This is a genomic window from Sulfurimonas sp. HSL1-2 (genome assembly GCF_039645565.1).
GTDB classification, from domain to species: Bacteria; Campylobacterota; Campylobacteria; order Campylobacterales; family Sulfurimonadaceae; genus Thiomicrolovo; species Thiomicrolovo zhangzhouensis.
This window is the reverse complement of the sequence record NZ_CP147914.1, coordinates 1,902,068-1,921,172: the sequence shown is the minus strand read 5'-3', so window position 1 is coordinate 1,921,172 and position 19,105 is coordinate 1,902,068. Positions and strand designations below refer to the sequence as shown.

17 protein-coding genes are annotated in these 19,105 nt (G+C 56.6%); 14 read left to right on the top strand and 3 right to left on the bottom strand.

From position 1 onward, the window contains the following. Positions 1-10: 10 nt before the first annotated feature. The 3 genes from WCX18_RS09880 to WCX18_RS09870 all read left to right on the top strand — a co-directional run bounded on the left by WCX18_RS09880 (position 11) and on the right by WCX18_RS09870 (position 4,429). Positions 11-835, top strand: a complete 825-nt coding sequence (locus WCX18_RS09880; RefSeq protein WP_345987422.1) for a peptide deformylase — start codon at positions 11-13, stop codon at positions 833-835. Between the two features lie 64 nt (positions 836-899). Next, on the top strand, positions 900-3,539 hold the full coding sequence (locus WCX18_RS09875; RefSeq protein WP_345987421.1) for an ATP-binding protein: 2,640 nt from the start codon (positions 900-902) through the stop codon (positions 3,537-3,539). A gap of 140 nt (positions 3,540-3,679) precedes the next feature. Continuing rightward, on the top strand, positions 3,680-4,429 hold the full coding sequence (locus WCX18_RS09870) for a response regulator (protein ID WP_345987420.1): 750 nt from the start codon (positions 3,680-3,682) through the stop codon (positions 4,427-4,429). A gap of 25 nt (positions 4,430-4,454) precedes the next feature. On the opposite strand, the gene WCX18_RS09865 is transcribed toward WCX18_RS09870, so the two are convergent. Together WCX18_RS09865 and pstS are read right to left on the bottom strand one after the other, a co-directional pair. After that, positions 4,455-5,795 carry a hypothetical protein gene (locus WCX18_RS09865; protein WP_345987419.1) on the bottom strand — a complete coding sequence of 447 codons (1,341 nt, stop codon included), beginning with the start codon at positions 5,793-5,795 and terminating at the stop codon, positions 4,455-4,457. A gap of 283 nt (positions 5,796-6,078) precedes the next feature. Continuing rightward, positions 6,079-7,083 (bottom strand): phosphate ABC transporter substrate-binding protein PstS, encoded by a 1,005-nt coding sequence (gene pstS, locus WCX18_RS09860; protein ID WP_345987418.1) that lies wholly within the window; start codon positions 7,081-7,083, stop codon positions 6,079-6,081. Positions 7,084-7,296: 213 nt separating this feature from the next. Here pstS and WCX18_RS09855 point away from each other — a divergent pair, with 213 nt between their 5' ends. From WCX18_RS09855 to pstB, 6 genes are all read left to right on the top strand, one after another. Further along, a complete protein-coding gene (locus tag WCX18_RS09855) occupies positions 7,297-7,971 on the top strand; it encodes a PhoU domain-containing protein (RefSeq protein WP_345987417.1) in 675 nt (224 codons plus the stop codon). A 20-nt stretch (positions 7,972-7,991) separates the two neighbouring features. Next, the gene (locus WCX18_RS09850; RefSeq protein ID WP_345987416.1) at positions 7,992-8,666 is read left to right on the top strand and encodes a response regulator transcription factor; all 675 of its coding nucleotides are present in this window, start codon (positions 7,992-7,994) and stop codon (positions 8,664-8,666) included. Further along, on the top strand, positions 8,660-10,096 hold the full coding sequence (locus tag WCX18_RS09845) for an ATP-binding protein (protein ID WP_345987415.1): 1,437 nt from the start codon (positions 8,660-8,662) through the stop codon (positions 10,094-10,096). The genes WCX18_RS09850 and WCX18_RS09845 overlap by 7 nt, the downstream gene beginning before the upstream one ends. Positions 10,097-10,208: 112 nt before the next feature. Further along, positions 10,209-11,069, top strand: a complete 861-nt coding sequence (pstC, locus tag WCX18_RS09840) for a phosphate ABC transporter permease subunit PstC (protein ID WP_345987414.1) — start codon at positions 10,209-10,211, stop codon at positions 11,067-11,069. Then, positions 11,066-11,908, top strand: coding sequence for a phosphate ABC transporter permease PstA (gene pstA, locus WCX18_RS09835; protein ID WP_345987413.1), 843 nt, complete (start codon positions 11,066-11,068; stop codon positions 11,906-11,908). The genes pstC and pstA overlap by 4 nt, the downstream gene beginning before the upstream one ends. Positions 11,909-11,911: 3 nt before the next feature. After that, positions 11,912-12,697, top strand: coding sequence for a phosphate ABC transporter ATP-binding protein PstB (pstB, locus tag WCX18_RS09830; protein ID WP_345987412.1), 786 nt, complete (start codon positions 11,912-11,914; stop codon positions 12,695-12,697). 91 nt (positions 12,698-12,788) lie between these two features. Here pstB and WCX18_RS09825 read toward each other — a convergent pair whose 3' ends face one another. Beyond that, complete coding sequence (locus WCX18_RS09825; RefSeq protein ID WP_345987411.1) at positions 12,789-13,463, bottom strand: response regulator transcription factor; 675 nt, start codon at positions 13,461-13,463, stop codon at positions 12,789-12,791. Positions 13,464-13,645: 182 nt separating this feature from the next. Between WCX18_RS09825 and WCX18_RS09820 the strand changes: the two genes are divergently transcribed. From WCX18_RS09820 to WCX18_RS09800, 5 genes are all read left to right on the top strand, one after another. Continuing rightward, positions 13,646-15,847 (top strand): hypothetical protein, encoded by a 2,202-nt coding sequence (locus WCX18_RS09820; RefSeq protein WP_345987410.1) that lies wholly within the window; start codon positions 13,646-13,648, stop codon positions 15,845-15,847. A gap of 161 nt (positions 15,848-16,008) precedes the next feature. Beyond that, positions 16,009-16,773, top strand: a complete 765-nt coding sequence (locus WCX18_RS09815) for a DUF3450 family protein (protein ID WP_345987409.1) — start codon at positions 16,009-16,011, stop codon at positions 16,771-16,773. Then, the gene (locus WCX18_RS09810; protein ID WP_345987408.1) at positions 16,773-18,086 is read left to right on the top strand and encodes a MotA/TolQ/ExbB proton channel family protein; all 1,314 of its coding nucleotides are present in this window, start codon (positions 16,773-16,775) and stop codon (positions 18,084-18,086) included. The genes WCX18_RS09815 and WCX18_RS09810 overlap by 1 nt, the downstream gene beginning before the upstream one ends. Further along, on the top strand, positions 18,086-18,700 hold the full coding sequence (locus tag WCX18_RS09805) for a MotA/TolQ/ExbB proton channel family protein (RefSeq protein ID WP_345987407.1): 615 nt from the start codon (positions 18,086-18,088) through the stop codon (positions 18,698-18,700). Before WCX18_RS09810 ends, WCX18_RS09805 begins: the two co-directional genes overlap by 1 nt. Beyond that, positions 18,701-19,105 carry a biopolymer transporter ExbD gene (locus WCX18_RS09800; protein WP_345987406.1) on the top strand — a complete coding sequence of 135 codons (405 nt, stop codon included), beginning with the start codon at positions 18,701-18,703 and terminating at the stop codon, positions 19,103-19,105.

Genomic DNA, 19,105 nt, shown 5'->3' with positions numbered 1-19,105 from the left:
GAATCCATCAATGATCCAGCCACTGCTTAAATACCCCGACCCGCGCATACGTCTTATTTCCGGTAATGTCCGTTTTTTCAATGAGACCCTCAAAGACATTATCGCAGATATGACCGACACGATGGAGGCCAACGGCCTCGACGCGCTCTCTGCGATCCAGATCGGCATCCAGTACAACGTCATCGTCCTTAAAGAGGAGGGGAAATACACCCCCTACATCAACGCCCGCTTCCTCAAAGAGCAGGGCAGGGCGGCTGCGGTGGAACGTTCGACCTATTACGACTTTACGGCGGAAGTGGAGCGCTACACCTCCCTGACGGTCATCTACGAAGATGAAACGGGGCAGATGCATTCGCGCGACGTGGAGGGGGCGCTGGCGCGCACCTTCCAGCACCAGCTCGACTACGCTTTCGGCAGTACTTTCGTCGACCGGGTCCCGCGCGCGGTCAAGGCGCAGATCGACGCCTACCTCGAACACGGCCTCGTCAAAGAGAGCCGGATGCCCGGCGAAAAGAGCGGCAGCTGTCCGACGGTCTTCGTACGCGACTATATCAAGAAGGCCTACCGTCTGGTGATGCTGGGCGTCCTGCTCAGTTTCCTTGCACCTTTCATGCTCGAAGAAACGACAGTGCGGAGCGTTGCCCTCGCGGACCTTGGGGCTCTGGCCCTCATTTTCGTGCTGATCATCGCCTACTTTTTCTATGCCGAGTACGAGGCGAAAAAGTACAAGCAGTGTACCAGCTGCCAGACGGGCAACATCATCGGGACCTCCGCGATCGCCCTGGGGCAGCTGGCGCTGCTCGGCCTCGGCGTCGTTGCCTGGGTGGCCCCCTGATCCAACCGTTTCCCACGATGTGCTAAAATCAATTTTTTTAATTTGAATATCGCAGGAGAAGCGCATGCCGTCCGTTCCGCAGCTTCAACGGGTTATTGACCGTTTCAAGGAGGCCAAGGCGACCATTCTGCAGCGCTGGGTCTCCTACGAGGCGGCCGGGTCGGTGCTGCGGCGCCACGGGATCGAAACCGACTTTTTTATCCGCCAGTACGCCTCGGGGGTCTACGACTATTTCGAGATGGTCATCCGCGGTGAGATGCAGATCGGCGACTGCCCGGTCATGGCGGAACTGCTCGAATACCTCAAAGACCACGAAGTCACCTCCGACGAACTTTTTATGCTCTGCAGCCACTTCCGCCGTGCAATGGTGGATGTCTCCTACGAGATCGGCGTCAATTCGCAGGAGGTCTACGACGAGATCAGCTACGTCTTCGACCTCAACTTCTCCGGGGTGCTCAAACGCTATACCGAGACGATCTACCAGAAAGAGCGGGAGATCGAGCGCAACGTCAAACTGCTTGAAGAGTATCGCCGGGCCATCGACGAAAGCGCCATCGTCGCCAAAACGGATGCGCAGGGCATCATTACCTATGCCAATGAGAAACTGACACGCGTCTGCGGCTACAGCCAGGAAGAGCTTGTCGGCAGCTCCCATACCATGCTTTACGACCCTGAAATGCCGGGGAGCTTTTTCAATCACCTGGCGGCGGCCATCAGCGAAGAGGGGGTCTTCAAAGGGACCATCAAGGGGAGGGCGAAAGAGGGACGGACCTTCTACATCGACACGACGGTCGTCCCGATCACCGATACGCAAAGCGGGGTGACGGAGTACATGGCGATCAGTTACGAGGTCACCGACCTTGTCGTGGCCAAAGAGGAGGCGATCGCGGCGGGGGAGGCGAAGGAGTACTTCCTCTCCAACATGTCGCACGAGATCCGTACGCCGCTCAATGCCATCCTGGGGTTTGTGGCCCTGCTCAAGGATGAAGCGCAGACGGCCAAAGACCGCCGTTACCTCGATATCATCTACAGCAGCGGCGAGAACCTGCTGAGCATCATCAACGATATCCTCGACTTCTCCAAACTGCGCAGCGGCGAGTTCACCGTCGACCCCGTAGCCTTCAACCTGCACCGTACCATCACCCATACCCTGGAACTCTTCGTCCCCAGCGTCAACCAGCAGCATCTCACCCTGACAAGCTTCATCGATCCGCGCATCCCCTACGAGCTGATCGCCGATCCGCTGCGCATTCAGCAGGTCATTTCCAACCTGCTCGGAAACGCGATCAAGTTCACCCCGCCGGGCGGGGAGATCACGGTCGAGGCATACTACACCGACGGGCGGATCAGCATCAGCGTCATCGACACCGGGATCGGGATCGCGGCCAAAGACCAGCGTCACATCTTCGACCCCTTTTCCCAGGCGAGGAACGCGGACCATCCGGCCGCAGGCGGTACGGGGCTGGGACTCTCCATCAGTGCCCAGCTGGTGCGGCACATGGAGGGGGAGATCACGGTGCACTCGCACCCCGGGATCGGGAGTACCTTCACCATCACGCTTCCCGTCCGCGTTGGGGATGAAACGCGCCCGCTGCTGACGGACCTGGAGTGCATCCGCACCAAGCGGCTCGCACTCTACTGCCCCGAGCAGAAATTCGACCCGATGGCGGCGTCGCTCGTTCGCTATCTCCAGAGCTTCGGCGTGGAGATCACGGCGGTGGAGCAGCTTGACGGCGATTACGACCTCCTCTTTTTCTCCGAACACTGCATCGGAGCGCCGGAACGGGATGCGCTTCTGGCAGCCGAGCGCCCAAAAGTCGTGCTGATGGATGCCCCCTATGACACCTATGAGAGTGTCAGCGGGGTGACCCCGCTCGTGATGCCGCTGTACTGCGCCAAACTGCAGGAGGTGATCGAAACGGCCCTGACAGGTGACGTCGAACCGGAGCCCAAAAGGGATACGGCAGGGGTGCGTTTTGACGGCCACGTCCTGGTCGCCGAGGATAACGAAGCGAACCAGGAGCTGATCGGCACGCTGCTGGGGAACCTCGGGGTGACCTATACGATCGTCGGCAACGGGGCCGAGGCGCTCAAACGGTTCCGCTCTGAGGCGTTTGACCTCGTGTTGATGGACGAGCAGATGCCGGTCATGAACGGGCGTGACGCCCTGCAGGCGATCCGGCATATCGAGAGCCGGGAGCGGCGGCCGCACCTGCCGGTGATCGCCCTGACGGCCAACGTACTGGGCGGGATCGAACAGCGGCGCATCTATGACGACTTCCTCGGAAAGCCGATCCGTATGGAGACCCTGGTTGCTTCGCTCGAACGCTATCTTCCCCGCGCCGAAAGGGTAGACGAAGCGGAGGTGACGCCCGAAGTGACGGTTCCGGAACACAAAGAGCTGTGCGAGATTCTGCAGGTCACCGAGGCGCAGCTTCAGATGCTGCTGGGCGTCTACCGGGAGAAGATGATGCAGAGTTTCGGTGCGCTGGAAGAGGCGATCGCCGCGGGGGACCTCAAGCAGGTCGCCCTGCTGGCACACTCTATTAAGGGTTCCAGCAGCAATTTCCGCTTCGAGGCGATGACCCGGCTGGCCGAATCGATGGAGTTGGAAGCCCGCGGGGGCAACAGCGCGCTGGATTACGCCGGCGTGCTTTCGGAGATGCGGAACTGTTTCAATACCTTCGTTGCGGGAAAAAGCTGATTCGTTTTGAAACATTTCATTATTTGGTGAATTTTGTTTTATGTGACATCTCTATGATAACTTTGTAATAAAGTCCTTTTTCACTATAATTATTTTTAATGCACTTTTGATGCACTGATCGAGCTTGTATAAGGGTGGGGATGGAAAGTTACAAAGTCATGATCGTCGAGGACGATCCCGTTACAGCGATGAACCTTCAGATCGCTTTGGAAAACCAGGGGTATGAGGTTGCCGCGACGGTCGATTCATCGATCCAGGCACCCAACAAGATCAAGGTGTATGAACCCGATATCGTCCTGGTTGATATCAGTCTGCAGGAAGATGCGGACGGGATCGAACTGGCGAAGTATATCCGTGAGAAGCACGCCCTTCCGTTCATCTATCTCACGGCTCACTCCGATGCGAACATCATTGACGAAGCGAAACAGACCGAACCCTACGGCTACATCGTCAAACCTTTCGACCCGGAGTCGCTGCATGCGACGATCCAGATGGCGATGTACAAATACCATGTCGAAAAAGAGCGTGAAGAGAATATGGAGGGGCTTAAAAACGATAAGCTCAACCTCGAAAAGCTGCTCTATAACAAGAAGCTCTCCGACAAGCCGATCGTCCCGTTCGGTGACGACTACTATCTCGACATCAGCGTCTGCGAAACGTTCTACCAGGGCAAGAAGATCAAGCTGACGAAGAAAGAGAACGCTTTCATGCGCCTGCTGGTCGCCCAGCTGGGCCTCGTGGTCAGTTTCGACCAGGCGATCAACTACGTCTGGGAGGAGAAGGGGGCGACGGAGAACAGCGTGCGCACCCTTGTGTGGCGCCTGCGCAACAAACTGCCCACAGACATCATCCAGAACGCTTCGGGGATCGGTTACTATATCGAGGATTGAGGTCTAGAAGCGGGGCAGCGGTTCTTTAGAAGAACCACTGTGTCGTGACTTTGAAGCGAGTATCGGTGTAGTCGCCGAGATCTTTCCCGTAGGTGTCTTCCTGGAAGACGAGACCGACTTTGGTCGAGTTGCCTCTGAGGTACCAGTTCACCCCTGCCATTTTCGACTCGAGTCCCCAGTCCCCTTTCCCGTCGTATTTATCCCAGTTTTCGTAGCGCACGAACGGTGCGAGGTATTCCAGTGCCTCGATGACGTACTCCCCGGTGACGTACCAGCCGGTGGATTTGCCGGTTTCGGCCTCGCCCCAGTTCTTGACGACGCCGTCGAACTGAAACCACTCCGCCTGCACAAAGGCGCCTTTGTAGTGTGCCGACATCTCGAGGTTGATCAGCTCGTGGTCGATGGTCTGTGAGACATTGCTGTCGGCATACTCGATCCCGGGGCTGTTCCAGTAGGAGGCGCCGATTTCAAAGTGCTTGCCTTTGCCGAAGTAGGTTTCGGTCCGCTTCGTCTCTTCCCAGCCGTCAAACGGAGAGAGGACGACCTTCCCGCCGTAGAAGAAGCTTTTCTGGTTGAAATCGTCCCCGTCGAAGCTGCTGCCGCCCGCGTCTTTGAACTTGCCGGAGTAGACACCGTCCCCGAACGCGACCTCGTAATAGATTTTCTTCTTCCAGTCCCCGTACATTTTCGCATTGGTCCCGCGGCGGTTGTGGGTGATGTACTGCGCCGCTTCATCCGCGACGTGCGGGCGGTCATAGTGCAGGACATAGGCGGATTTGACGGTCTCGGTACGGGACACGTCAATCTTGCCGCGGTAGAGGCGGAAGTTCACAAGGGATGTCCCGAAGGGTTTGCTGATCTTGAGGTAGGCATCGCCGACATTGAACTTCTGCTCGCCGTCGTCCTGGTAGTTGGCCTTGTCGTTGCGGATATCCATTGTGAATGAGACGTTTTTGCTGAAACCGGCAGCGGCTTCGAAACGCGTCCGGCGGAGGTAGGCGTCCCAGTTGTTGGTGTCGCTCTTTGCCGCGTCTTCATAATCACGCTGGTAGTTCTCGAACGTTCCCTGGATGCGGACTCCGAGTTTGAGCCACATGTCCGGGTTGTCCGATGCCGTGAACTTCATGTTCGGCGCGGTCTCCTGGCCCAGCAGGAATTCCGGGGAATCCTTTGCAATAACCGTCGTCTTCTCTCCGGACGTTTCAAGGGTGTTCGCATCGACGAACTCACCCATCTTGACACGGTTCTCGCCCGGCTGAGTAAAGACCTGTCCCGTTGTCGGATCACTGTAAAGCGTGGTGGCGTCGGCAGATGCGACCGTACTCAGTGTCAGTGCGGCAATCGTTGAGAGAACGATCTGTTTCATTGTTGTGCTTCCTCATTCATTAAGTTGTGTGAATTGTAAAGCAGCTTGGTTACATAAAGATTACAAAGATGTATCCCACTGTAACCAAAGAGCAACTGTAGCGTAACCATGATGCGGCGTCTGATGGGATGAACCGTATCGGGTCCAGTATAGCACACGGAGAATACCGGATACGACAGGGGACGGTTGTTGAATGAGAATGAGAAAAAGGGTAATTAGGAGTGGATGAAAGGGGAAACGGCGGCGAGGGGCCGCCGGAAAAGGGTGGGTGTGACCGCCCGGATTATTTGATGTTCGTTGTCCAGTATTCGCGGATCATCTGTTTCGTGCTTTCGGGCAGCGGGATGTAACCGAGCTTCTTGGCACTCTCGTCGCCCTGCTTGAAGGCGTAGTCATAGAAGGCGGTTACCTTCTTGTTCATGCCCGCTTTCTCTTTGGGCAGGAGGATGAAAGTGGCCGCGACGATCGGGTAGGAGGTGTCGCCCGGCTGGAGTGCCAGCAGTGCGTAGAAGTTGTCCTCTTTCGTCCAGCTGGCGTACTGTGCCGCCGCCTTGAAGTTCTCCTCGCGGGCCGTGACCCACTTGCCGTTCGCCGTCTGCAGCGTCGCGGCGGCGAGGTGGTTCTTCTCTTTGTAGGCGCTTTCGATGTAACCGATGGTGAAAGGCGTCTGTTTGAGGAGGTTGGAAACCCCTTCGTTGCCTTTGCCGCCCATACCGACGGCCCAGTCGATCGCCTTGCCGGCACCGTACGTGTTGGCCCAGTTCTCGGAGCTCTTTGTCAGGTAATAGGTAAAGTTGTATGTCGTGCCTGACCCGTCGGAACGGTGTACGACGATGATCTTTTCGTTCGGGAGCGCCAGCCCTTTGTTCTCCGCGGCGATCGCCGGGTCGTTCCACATCGTGATTTTGCCGGCGAAGATGTCGGCGACGAGAGTGTTAGAGAGTTTGAGCTGCTCGTCGGCGATGCCCGGGAGGTTATACGCGACGACGATTGCACCGATGACAGCCGGGAACTGGAGCAGTTTCGCCTTGGTCAGCTCCTTGGTCGTGAGCGGCTTGTCGGAGGCACCGAAGTCGACGATACGGTTCGTGATCTGCTTGATCCCGCCGCCGGAACCGATGGACTGGTAGTTGACACGGCTACGGGTCTCTTTGCCGTAGTTGAAAGCCCAGTCATAATAGAGCGGGGCGGGGAATGAAGCGCCCGCGCCGCTGATCTTGTCGGCTGCAGATGCAGAGGCCAGTGCAAGTGATGCAAGCGTAAGGGCAGTTGCGATGCGTTTGAACATAAACGATCCTTCGTGTTGTGATGGCCGAATTGTAGGATCGCACGGTTACAAAATGATTACACTTCATTTTTCGGGCGGGTGTGATTGTAACCTTTATGTTACCAAGCCCCCGTATAATCCCGGCCATCAATTATCAACTAAAACACGGCTGCCGCGGCCCGGGTATACCGCCGCCTATGGGAGTTGTGTTACACTATCTGAAATAAAGTAAGGATGAGCATGCTTCCACGCTACGAAACAAAGTTGCGCGAGATACAGGGGATGGTCGCCGAGATCATTCATAAAGAGGTTACAGCAAACCGTATGGCTCTCGAGGCGTACAGCGCCAAGAATGCGGACGGTTTCGAAGCAGCGACGGAAACCTTGAAGATGATCGAAAACGACGGCAACACCGTCGACAACGAGATCGTGAAGACCTTTGCGCTGTTCGGACCGGAAGCCCAGGAACTCCGCGGGCTGGTGGCCTACCTCAAGATGACCAACGAACTGGTCCGCATCGCCGAAGGGACGAAAAAATATGCCCGCCGCATCCGTGAACTGATGCAGAGCGATTGCAACCTTGAACCTTTCGACAATGCCATCGTCCAGCTGCACAAGAGCGTCGTCAATGCGCTGACCAGCATCTATGAGTGCGTTTCAAAGATCGACTCCTGCGATGTTGAGGAGACCTACCGGAAAGTAATGGTTGAAGAGAGCAAAAACGACGACCTCTTCGCGATCCTCGAAAAAGATATCATGTCCATGATCATCTCCGAGCATGAGCTCTCCGCATCGTATGTCCGGATGCTGGGGACGCTGCGCAAGCTCGAACGGGTCTGCGACCGTGCCGTCAACGTTGCCAACCTGCTGATGTTCGAACACAAAGGCGGGAAACTTCAGAGCTACTAAATAAGGGAGTGGGAAACGCGATGCAAACGACGATAGTCATTGTTGAGGATGAAGAGGACCTTCTTGAACTCATCGAGTACAACCTGGAAAAAGAGGGGTTTGAGACGATCGGATTCCTGAACACGAAAAACGTCCGCCGCGTGCTCGAGGAGGAGTCGGTCGACCTGATGATCATGGACCGGAACCTTCCCGGTGCGGAGGGGAGCGAATTCGTCGCTTTGCTGCGCAAGGAGGGGATCCAGACCCCGGTCATCTACCTCAGCGCCAAGAACAAAGAGAGCGATATCGAAGAGGGGTTCATGCGCGGCGGGGACGACTATATGACCAAGCCTTTCAATATGAAAGAGCTGCTGCTGCGCATCAACGCCGTGCTCCGCCGGACCAAGGGTACGCCCTCCGAGGGTGTCGTTGCCTACCGGGACATCCTGCTCAACCTCGCCTCGCGGGAGGTGACCATCGAGGGAAGCCCCATCACGCTCACCAAACTCGAATTCGACCTGCTGCATACGCTGATCTCCAACCAGAACGTCGTCCTTGACCGGGACTACCTGCTTGAACATGTCTGGGGAGGCGATGAGGTCTACCAGGACCGCACCGTCAACGTCGCCATCAACCGCCTCAAAGAGAAGATCGACCCGGACAAGAGCAAAGAGTACATCAAAACGGTACGCGGAGTAGGGTACACACTTTGCTGAAGATCCACCACTCATTTGTCCTCCAGTTCCTCGGCATCTTCGCGCTGATGGGGATCATTGCTTCATTCGTGGGCTACTTTACCCTTAAAGAGTCCGTCATCACTGACTACGAGGTGCGGCTCAAGCAGGAGATCGGGCTGATCGAGTCCACCCTGCAGTACGTTCCCAGCCTTGACGCTTACATTGCGGATACGGCGCCGCGGATCGGGAAACGCATCACCGTCATTGCCGCCGACGGCACGGTGGCCGCGGAGAGCGATGCCAACCGCGAAGAGATGGAAAACCACGCCAACCGCGAAGAGGTCATGGCCGCCGCCAAAGGGGAGTTCGGCCAGGCCGTCCGCTTCTCCCATACGATCGGCATCGATTTTCTCTATGTGGCCAAACGCATCGTCTGGCAGGGGCGCTCTTACACGCTGCGCATCGCCGTCAGTCTGCAGAAGGTGCTTGACGACTTCTACAAACTGCTTTACCGGCTGGCGGGCGTCCTGGCCCTGCTGCTGCTCGTCGTGGTCTACCTCGCGGTACGGATGAGCCGCAAGATCCGCTACGACATCGCCCAGCTCTCGGCCTACCTCGAAGAGATCAGCGACAAGAACTACAAAGCGGTCGTGAAACCGCGCTATTTCACGGAGTTCCTGCAGATCTCGCTGCTGCTCAAGAACCTCGTCAAGAAGCTGGCCAAGCGGGAGCGCCAGAAGCGCAAGTACACGGCGCGGCTGCGCCTCATCAACAAGCAGCGCAATGATATCCTCTCGGCGATCAGCCACGAGTTCAAGAACCCGATCGCCTCGATCGTCGGCTACGCGGAGACGCTCCATGACGATCCGGAAATCGACGGCCGGATCCGGCAGCGCTTCTTGCAGAAGATCACGGCCAACGCCCAGAAGATCTCGACGATGCTCGACCGCCTGTCGCTCTCCGTCAAGCTCGAGAACAATGACCTGGCCCCGGCGAAGAGCCGGTTTGATCTCTGCGATCTGGCCACCGAGTGTGCAAACAACATTACGAAAAAGTACACCGACCGGACCCTGGACGTCTCCTGTCCCCCCAGCAGTGTCGAAGCGGACCGCACGATGATCGACCTGGTCGTCACGAACCTGCTCGATAACGCGATGAAATACTCCGAAGGGGCGGTGACACTGGAGATAGCGGACGGGATGCTCTGGGTCCATGACCGGGGGATCGGCATCGCCGCAAAGGAGCTTGACCGTATCAGCAGCAAGTTCTACCGCGTCGACAAGAACACCTGGGACAATTCGATGGGACTGGGGCTCTCCATCGTCAGCTACATCCTGGCCCTGCACAACACGAAGCTGCAGATCAGCAGCGTGGAAGGGGAGGGCTCCTCGTTCGGTTTCAGCCTCGCCCCCCTCATGCCGGGTGCCGCTTCGGATACCGCGCCGACAGCCGACGTCCCACTGCTCTGAAGCCCCTTGCCTGCGGGCTTTACCACCTATATGTAATGTTTCTGTAACCTTTGTAGCTTACCATTGCGCCCACCATATCAAGGGCATCTACGCCCGATGAAGAGAGAAAAGTTTGACACTACTGATTGACAAACTGTTTGCGAACGCGACCCGCTTTGTCGCGGTGGCTATTTTGCTGCTCGTCGCCTGGATTTTTACGGTGCTTTTCCAGCACTCCACGGAGGCGATCGCCGCGTTCGGGTTTGATTTCATCCTCCAGGACAAATGGGCGCCGAACCTGGAAAAATTCGGCGGGTTCGCCGCGATTGCCGGTTCGGTGATCTCGACCTTCCTGGCGATGCTCTTCGCCGTTCCGGTCGCGATAGGGGTGGCGATCTTTCTGAGCGAGATCGCCCCGGCGAAGCTCAAATCACCCGTCGGGGTCTCCATCGAGCTGCTGGCGGCGATCCCCTCGGTCATCTACGGGATGTGGGGGCTTTTCTATTTCGTGCCCATCATCCGTGACGTTTTCGGCGGTCTGGGGATCGGGATGCTTACTGCGGGGATTATCCTCGCGATCATGATCCTGCCTTTCATGGCGGCGGTCACCCGCGACGCGATGAACACGACGCCGGACATCCTCAAAGAGTCGGCATACGCGCTGGGGGCGACGAAGTGGGACGTCATCAAGGACGTCGTCATCCCCTACGCCAAGGCGGGGATCATCGGTTCGCTGATCCTGGCCCTGGGCCGTGCCGTCGGCGAGACGATGGCCGTCACCTTCGTCATGGGGAACGTGCACAAGATCTCGCTGGACATTACCGCGCCGGCGACGTCGATTCCCGTTACCCTCGCCAATGAGTTCACGGAGGCCGATACGGATCTCTACTTCTCGAGCCTCTTCGAACTGGCGCTGATCCTGATGGTGATGAGCTTCGTCATCATCGCGCTGGCGAAGTTCTATTTTCTGCGCCGTACAAGGAAAGTGAAATGACCGCGATTGAAAAACGCCTGCTCGTCAACAAGATCGTCCTCGGGCTTTCGAGCCTCTCGGCCCTGATCGGGATCGGCTTTCTCTTCTGGATCCTCTATGTCCTCGTCGCCAACGGCATCGATGCCATCAACTGGAACATCTTCGTCTTCGAAGGGGCGCCTCCGGGCTACGAGGAGAGCGGTCTGCGGCAGGCGCTGATCGGCCAGCTCATCCTGGTCGGTGTGGCGACCGCCGTCGGCGTGCCGCTGGGTATCCTGGCCGGGACCTACCTCAGCGAGTACGGCCAGAAGTCGAAGCTTGCTGAGATCATCCGCGACATCTCCGACATCATGATGAGTGCGCCGAGTATCGTTATCGGCTCCTTCGTCTACGCCATTATCGTCCTGCCGATGGGCCATTTCAGCGGCTGGGCCGGGGTCGTGGCGCTGGCGATCATCATGATCCCGATCATTCTGCGCACGACGGACGACATGCTGCAGCTGGTCCCCTCGACCCTGCGCGAGGCGGCTTTTGCCCTGGGCGCACCGAAGTACAAGGTGATCATGCAGGTCGTCTACCGCGGTGCGAAAGCGGGGGTACTGACCGGCGTTCTGCTGGGGATCGCCCGCGTGGGCGGGGAGACGGCACCGCTGCTGTTCACCTCGTTCAACGACAACTTCCTCAACTACGATCTCAGCGAGCCGATGGCGTCGCTGACGGTCACGATGTTCAACTACGCGACCAGCCCCTATGAGGACTGGCAGAAGATGGGATGGGCCGCGGCGTTCATCCTCTCGATGTTTATTCTTGGCCTCAACATTCTGGGCCGTCTGATTCTACTCAAGAAAAAAGGGAGATAGCCTATGGCGACCGTAATCGACATTCCGTCCGAAAAGGCGATCGAAGTCAACAATTTCAGTTTCACCTATGCCGGTGCTTCGTCGCCGAACCTCAAGAACATCTCCATGCCGATCGCCAAAAACGCGGTCACGGCCCTGATCGGGCCTTCGGGCTGCGGGAAAACGACCCTGCTGCGTTCGTTCAACCGCATGCACGACCTCTATCCGGGGAACACGTATGACGGCAAGATCATGTTCGAAGGGCGCAACATCGTTGAGAGCAAAGAGGACCTGATCAACCTGCGTATCAAGATCGGGATGATCTTCCAGAAGCCGACGGCGTTCCCGATGAGCATCTTCGACAACATCGCCTACGGCATGCGCCTGCAGGGACTTAAAAACAAAACCGAGCTCGCGGACCGCGTTGAGAAGGCGCTGCGCGACGCCGCGATCTGGGACGAGGTGAAAGACCGTCTCAAGCACGATGCGAACGGCCTCTCGGGCGGACAGCAGCAGCGCCTCTGTATTGCGCGCGCCATCGCCGTCGAGCCGGATGTCCTGCTCTTCGACGAACCGACCTCGGCACTCGACCCCATCTCCACCCAGGGGATCGAGAAGCTCGTCATGGAGCTGCGCGACCGCGTTACGATCATTATCGTCACGCACAACATGCAGCAGGCGGCCCGCGTCAGCGACTATACGGGCTTCATGTACCTGGGCGAGCTCATCGAGCTGAACAAGACCGACGAAATGTTCGTCACCCCGGCGGAAAAACTCACCCAGGAGTACATCAGCGGTAAATTCGGCTGATGCCGGGCTGCTTCTGCCCCTTCCTTCTTTCTCTTCTTATACGTTTTATCTGATTGTTTTATTGCTGTAGTCTACGGTGCGGGGGCACCGGTTAGCGGATCATGTAGCCGATGCCGCGGACGGTTTTGATATAGTCTTTGCTCTTGTCCGGGTCGATCTTCTCTTTGAGGCGGTTGATGGCGACGTTGACCGTGCGCCCCTGGTAGCTGTCGCTTTTGCCCCAGACACTTTTGAGCAGGTAGTCGCGCCGCAGCACGGTGGTGCGGTTCTCGATAAAGGTACGCAGCAGGTTGAATTCCAGTTTGGTCAGTTCGACGGGCATGCCGGCGATGAAAGCTTCGCGCGAATGCAGGTGCAGCTCGATGTCGCGGTAGGTGACGATCTGCTCCTCCTCTTCACCGCGCGTACGGCGCAGAACGGCCTTGATCCGCAGGATCAGTTCGTCGATTTCGAACGGTTTGGTGATGTAGTCGTCACCGCCGCGCAGGAACCCCTCCTGCACCTGGGCACTGCTGTCTTTGGCCGACAGGAAGATGACCGGGGTTTTGAGGCCCTGGTAGCGTAGCATCGCGATATATTCGCTTCCCTCGACATCGGGAAGGTTACGGTCCATGATGATCAGGTCGACCGGCTCTTCGGTCAGGACCTGCTTGACATTTTTCGTATTGGTGAAACCGACAACGTCGAAGCCCTCTTTGCCCAGTCTGTATTCCAAGAGCTCAAGAAGATCAGTATCGTCTTCAACGATGGCAATCGTAGCTTTCATAGCTTGTACCTTGTGCAAATTAATGTTTATAGCACGGAACCTTATTAAAAGGACATTACGTTTCGGTTACATAAAGAATACTCCGCCTGCAGAATAATGTAATCATTCAGTGATCTTGCTGTGCAGGCGTTGTAACAAAACAATTTTACACTTCCGCCATCTTTTACTTACGGAGAACATTTATGGCCCTTTCACAAAACACATCCGCAATCGCGCTGAGCGCTGCGACAGCCATTCTTCTTACTTTCTCAGGCTGCGGCGGCGGCGGTGGTGGTACAGGTACCACTGTCAACACGGATACGAATACGACAACAGATGTCAATACAACAACGACGAGCACACTTCTTTATGACGGTGCGGGTGCGGCGGACGTACAGGTACGTTACGAAGCGAACGATGCGACATATACAGCGGTACCGGCTCCGGCATACGATGCAGCGAACATCAGCGTTCTGACAGGCGACATCACGGTTGACACGACGCTGACTGCGGACAAGCAATGGGACGTTCAGGGCCTGGTCAAAGTCAAAAACGGTGCGACGCTGACAGTTGAGCCGGGTACGGTTGTCTTCGGTGACGCCGGTGCGAACTACATCGTTGTTACACAGGGATCCAAGATCATTGCCGACGGTACGAAAGATGCGCCGATCATCTTTACTTCCAAGATGGCACTGATGAACCCGGCAGCGGCAGACGTTGGCCAGTGGGGCGGTCTGACACTCCTGGGTAAAGCGCCGACGAACCACGCCAGCCCGTTCTACGAGGTTGACGAGACGGATCCGGATTTCGCATTCGGTAACGCGACGATGGGTGCAGGTGATGCGAACGACAACAGCGGTATTCTGCGCAACGTTTACATCATGAACTCCGGTTACACGGTTGCAACTGACCTCGAGATCAACGGTCTTTCACTGGCAGGTGTCGGTGCAGGCACACTGATCGACGATGTTACGGTTATCAACTCCTCTGACGACTGTATCGAGATCTGGGGCGGTACGGTAGACGTCAGCAACCTGGCGATGATCAACTGCCAGGATGACAGCTTCGACCTTGACTATGGTTACAGCGGTCATGCAACGAACATCTTTGTCCAGCAGAAAGAGATTGCCCATGCAGGTTTCGAGATCTCCAGTGGCGGTGACACTCCGATGACAATGGCGAAGATCTCCAACTTCTCCATCAACAAGGTCAACGGAAGCGACGAGGGCGGTATCTACATCAAAGACGATACGACGGCTCCGGAATTCGTTAACGGCCTGATCAGCACGATGGGTGCAACAGACGCGGCGTTCCATACGAAGAAACTCTTCTCTGCAACGCAGAAAGCGGTTATCGCCTTCAATGATGTCACCGTCCGTGCGGAAACGCTCTATGACGGTGCGGGTGCGGCGGACGTGCAGGTACGTTACGAAGCGAACGATGCGACATATACAGCGGTACCGGCTCCGGCATACGATGCAGCGAACATCAGCGTTCTGACAGGCGACATCACGGTTGACACGACGCTGACTGCGGACAAGCAATGGGACGTTCAGGGCCTGGTCAAAGTCAAAAACGGTGCGACGCTGACAGTTGAGCCGGGTACGGTTGTCTTCGGTGACGCCGGTGCGAACTACATCGTTGTTACACAGGGATCCAAGATCATTGCCGACGGTACGAAAGATGCGCCGATCATCTTTACTTCCAAGATGGCACTGATGAACCCGGCAGCGGCAGACGTTGGCCAGTGGGGCGGTCTGACACTCCTGGGTAAAGCGCCGACGAACCACGCCAGCCCGTTCTACGAGGTTGACGAGACGGATCCGGATTTCGCATTCGGTAACGCGACGATGGGTGCAGGTGATGCGAACGACAACAGCGGTATTCTGCGCAACGTTTACATCATGAACTCCGGTTACACGGTTGCAACTGACCTCGAGATCAACGGTCTTTCACTGGCAGGTGTCGGTGCAGGCACACTGATCGACGATGTTACGGTTATCAACTCCTCTGACGACTGTATCGAGATCTGGGGCGGTACGGTAGACGTCAGCAACCTGGCGATGATCAACTGCCAGGATGACAGCTTCGACCTTGACTATGGTTACAGCGGTCATGCAACGAACATCTTTGTCCAGCAGAAAGAGATTGCCCATGCAGGTTTCGAAATCTCTTCCGGCGGTGACACTCCGATGACAATGGCGAAGATCTCCAACTTCTCCATCAACAAGGTCAACGGAAGCGACGAGGGCGGTATCTACATCAAAGACGATACGACGGCTCCGGCGTTTGTCAACGGTCTGATCAGCAGACTCACCGACACGGATGCAGCCTTCCATACGAAGAAGCTCTTCTCAACATTACAAAAAGCGACTATCAGCTTCAAAGATGTTACTGCAAAGTAACCTTTGAACTCTCCGGGAGGCCCTCTGGGGCCTTTCCGGGGCTTTTCTCCCCTTTTACCCCTCCCGATTATTTCAAATTGTTTCCATAATGTTACCTAACGGTGACGATGACGTAACGCAAACTCTGTACCCTTCGCCTATCTTTTTTATGTGGGGTATGTATGGTACCGAATACGATAAAACTCTGGCTGGCCGGTTCGTTGATCGCAGCATCGACACTGACAGCAAGTACCGAAGAAAATATGGCGGCATCACTGATGAAGCTGCGTGCCGAAGTCGAAAAACTGAATACGCAGATTCAGGAAGAGAAAGACGACACGAAAGCGGCAATGCGCTCGCTTGTTCTGGAAAAGAACGAGCTCGATGCGACGATCGGACGTGAAAACCTGAAGATCAAGCAGATCGAGCAGGAGATCGCCAAAGTCCGTCAGCAGATCGCAGCGGCGAGCAAGAACAGCGAAGGCATCAAGCCCGTTGTCGTTGCCGCCATCGCCGATCTCAAAGCACAGATCGCTTCCGAACTTCCTTTTAAAACGGCAGAACGCCTGGAAGATGTCGAACGTATCGAGAGCCAGATGAACGAAGGGCTTATCACACCGCAGAAAGCGCTGGCCCAGGTCTGGAACAGTTATGCCGACGAAGTGCGCATGACGAAGGAGAACGGCCTGTTCAAACAGACGATCAAGCTTGACGGTGAAGACCGCCTGGCTGAGATCGCCCGTCTCGGTTCCGTGATGATGTTCTTCAAAACCCCGGATGACCGTGTCGGCTATGCGGCCAAAGACGCCAACGGCTGGTACTACAAAGAGTCCGTGAACAAGACGGAACAAGAACAGATCCTCGCACTTTTTGATGCGATGCAGAAACAGATCCGCACCGGCTACTTTACCCTGCCGAATGCCATTGCGACGACGGAGGTGAAATAATGAAACGTATTGTCCTTATCCTGATGATGGCGGTACTCTCCCTCTCCGCTGCAACGGAAACAGAACTGCAGCGCGCCTATGCCAAAGAGTTCGCGTTCCTCAAAGCCCAGAAAGAGATGCTCGAAAAACGTCTCTCACAGGTAAAAAAAGAGGATGCGGCCCGCATCGCAACCGCGAAAAAAGAGATCGCGTCTCTGCAGAATGATGTTCTGGTAAAGACGCAGACATCCGACCGCCTCGGCGAGCAGCTTTTCCGCTCCCAGCAGAACGCGGAAAATATCAATGATGACACGGCGCTGCTTGAATCCGTCGCCCTGCAGGGACAATCCTCCCTCGCACCGTACGGCATCAAGCTGGCCATCAACAAAGAGGACTACCCGGCGACACTGCAGCAGCTGTTTGCGTCGACGCTGACACTCGGCCGTGAACTCTCATCTGTCCGCGTCACCGAGGGGAGTTTCTACCTCAAAGACGGCAGCGAGCAGAAAGGCAAACTCGTCAAGGTCGGAAACATCGCGACCTACGGCGTTGCCGAAGGCGCATCCGGCGTCCTGGTCCCGGCGGGCGGCGACAAGCTGAAACTGTGGGATGCTCCGGAATCCGCAGCGACGGCGGCGGCACTGGCACAGGGGCAGACACCTGCTTCGCTCGAGATTTTCGTGTATGAGAATGTCTCCAAAGAGATCGAGGACAAAACGGAAAAGAGCGTAATGGACGTCATCGAATCCGGCGGTATGATCGGCTGGGTCATCATCGTCCTCGGCCTCTTCGCACTGCTGCTCGTCGTACTGCGCGCCTTCTTCCTCAGCGGAGCCGGCTCCAGAACATTGCCGGTGGCGAAAGAGACCCTGAACGAACTCAAATCCAAAGGGGTTGAAGCGACGCTGGAATTCCTCAAAATGAAAAAAGGGGCTGCAGCCCGTGTTATGAAGGCGACGGTCCGTAACCTTGACCGCGACCGTGAACACGTTGAAGATATCGTTGCCGAAGCGATCATGCACGAGAGCGAGCGCCTCGACCGTTACGGTTCTGCCATCATGGTCGTCGCTGCCGTCGCACCGCTGCTGGGGCTTCTGGGTACCGTCACCGGTATGATCGCGACCTTCGACATCATCACCGAGTTCGGTACGGGTGATCCGAAGCTGCTCTCCGGCGGTATCTCGATTGCGCTTGTTACGACGGAACTGGGTCTGATCGTTGCGATCCCGCTGCTGCTGCTGGGCAACATGCTCAACGGCTGGGCGGAACGTATCAAAGACGGTATGGAGCAGTCCGCGCTGCACCTGATCAACGAGTATAACAAGCTGAAATAATGCAACCGGGACTCCAAAACCTTTTCGATCAGTTTCTGATCTACATGCAGAGCGGCGGCTTTGTCATGTGGCCGCTGTTCGTTCTGGTCATTGTTTTGTGGTACGCACTGGGTTACCGCTTCCACGCCATCAAGCGCGGGTCGCAAAAGAGCGTGCGGGTACTGATCCGCAAGTTTGACTCCGGGAAGCGTGAAGTGCCCCGGGGACTCATTGACGGCGCGGTCGTCGATGCCCTGAAAATCGTCAACGCGGGCTACCGCGGCACGGTCGGGCGCGAACTGATCGAGGATGCGTTCTATGAATACCGTCAGGAACTCAAAAAGTACCGTAAAACCGTCAACACCATCGTCATGGTTTCACCGTTGATCGGTCTGCTGGGAACGGTTGCCGGGATGATCGAAACCTTCGATTCGCTCGGGAGCATGACGCTCTACAGCCAGGGCGGGGGGATCGCTGCGGGGATCTCGCAGGCGCTCTTTACGACGCAGCTCGGGCTCGTTGTTGCCGTACCGGGCCTGGTCGTCGGTCGTCTGATCGACCGCCATTCGAAGATCATGGAACTCGAACTGGAACAGATCAAGGATATCGTCTGTTCGGAAGAAGAAGGAAAGTAAATGCGTTTTAGACAGAAAAAAGAGCTGGATCAGGCCGTCGATATTTCGCCGCTGATCGATATGGTATTTATTCTGCTGATCTTTTTCATGGTCAGTACGACCTTTGTCAAGGACATGAAGCTCGACCTGGAACGTCCGGGGGCCTCTTCGGCGTCACGGGCATCGAGCAAGGTGATCAAGGTCTACCTCGACAACCAGGCACAGGCCTACGTCGACAACCAGCCCATCAAGGTCTGGGCGCTCCAGAGCAAACTGCGCGATCTGCTGCGCACCTCGACGGAGAAGTCGGTTCTGGTCGTGACGGACGATACCATCCCGGTGGAGAAACTGATCGAAGTCGTCGACCAGTGCCGCATGTCGGGTGCCAAGGATGTCGCCGTCGCCACGAAGAAAGAGGTCGGGTAA

What these genes read in the sequence shown, in the direction of transcription:
- WCX18_RS09880 (WP_345987422.1), top strand. Translation starts at nt 11, where the DNA reads ATGATCCAGCCACTGCTTAAATACCCCGACCCGCGCATACGTCTTATT.
- WCX18_RS09875 (WP_345987421.1), top strand. Translation starts at nt 900, where the DNA reads ATGCCGTCCGTTCCGCAGCTTCAACGGGTTATTGACCGTTTCAAGGAG.
- WCX18_RS09870 (WP_345987420.1), top strand. Translation starts at nt 3,680, where the DNA reads ATGGAAAGTTACAAAGTCATGATCGTCGAGGACGATCCCGTTACAGCG.
- WCX18_RS09865 (WP_345987419.1), bottom strand. Translation starts at nt 5,795, where the DNA reads ATGAAACAGATCGTTCTCTCAACGATTGCCGCACTGACACTGAGTACG.
- pstS (WP_345987418.1), bottom strand. Translation starts at nt 7,083, where the DNA reads ATGTTCAAACGCATCGCAACTGCCCTTACGCTTGCATCACTTGCACTG.
- WCX18_RS09855 (WP_345987417.1), top strand. Translation starts at nt 7,297, where the DNA reads ATGAGCATGCTTCCACGCTACGAAACAAAGTTGCGCGAGATACAGGGG.
- WCX18_RS09850 (WP_345987416.1), top strand. Translation starts at nt 7,992, where the DNA reads ATGCAAACGACGATAGTCATTGTTGAGGATGAAGAGGACCTTCTTGAA.
- pstA (WP_345987413.1), top strand. Translation starts at nt 11,066, where the DNA reads ATGACCGCGATTGAAAAACGCCTGCTCGTCAACAAGATCGTCCTCGGG.
- pstB (WP_345987412.1), top strand. Translation starts at nt 11,912, where the DNA reads ATGGCGACCGTAATCGACATTCCGTCCGAAAAGGCGATCGAAGTCAAC.
- WCX18_RS09825 (WP_345987411.1), bottom strand. Translation starts at nt 13,463, where the DNA reads ATGAAAGCTACGATTGCCATCGTTGAAGACGATACTGATCTTCTTGAG.
- WCX18_RS09820 (WP_345987410.1), top strand. Translation starts at nt 13,646, where the DNA reads ATGGCCCTTTCACAAAACACATCCGCAATCGCGCTGAGCGCTGCGACA.
- WCX18_RS09815 (WP_345987409.1), top strand. Translation starts at nt 16,009, where the DNA reads ATGGTACCGAATACGATAAAACTCTGGCTGGCCGGTTCGTTGATCGCA.
- WCX18_RS09810 (WP_345987408.1), top strand. Translation starts at nt 16,773, where the DNA reads ATGAAACGTATTGTCCTTATCCTGATGATGGCGGTACTCTCCCTCTCC.
- WCX18_RS09805 (WP_345987407.1), top strand. Translation starts at nt 18,086, where the DNA reads ATGCAACCGGGACTCCAAAACCTTTTCGATCAGTTTCTGATCTACATG.
- WCX18_RS09800 (WP_345987406.1), top strand. Translation starts at nt 18,701, where the DNA reads ATGCGTTTTAGACAGAAAAAAGAGCTGGATCAGGCCGTCGATATTTCG.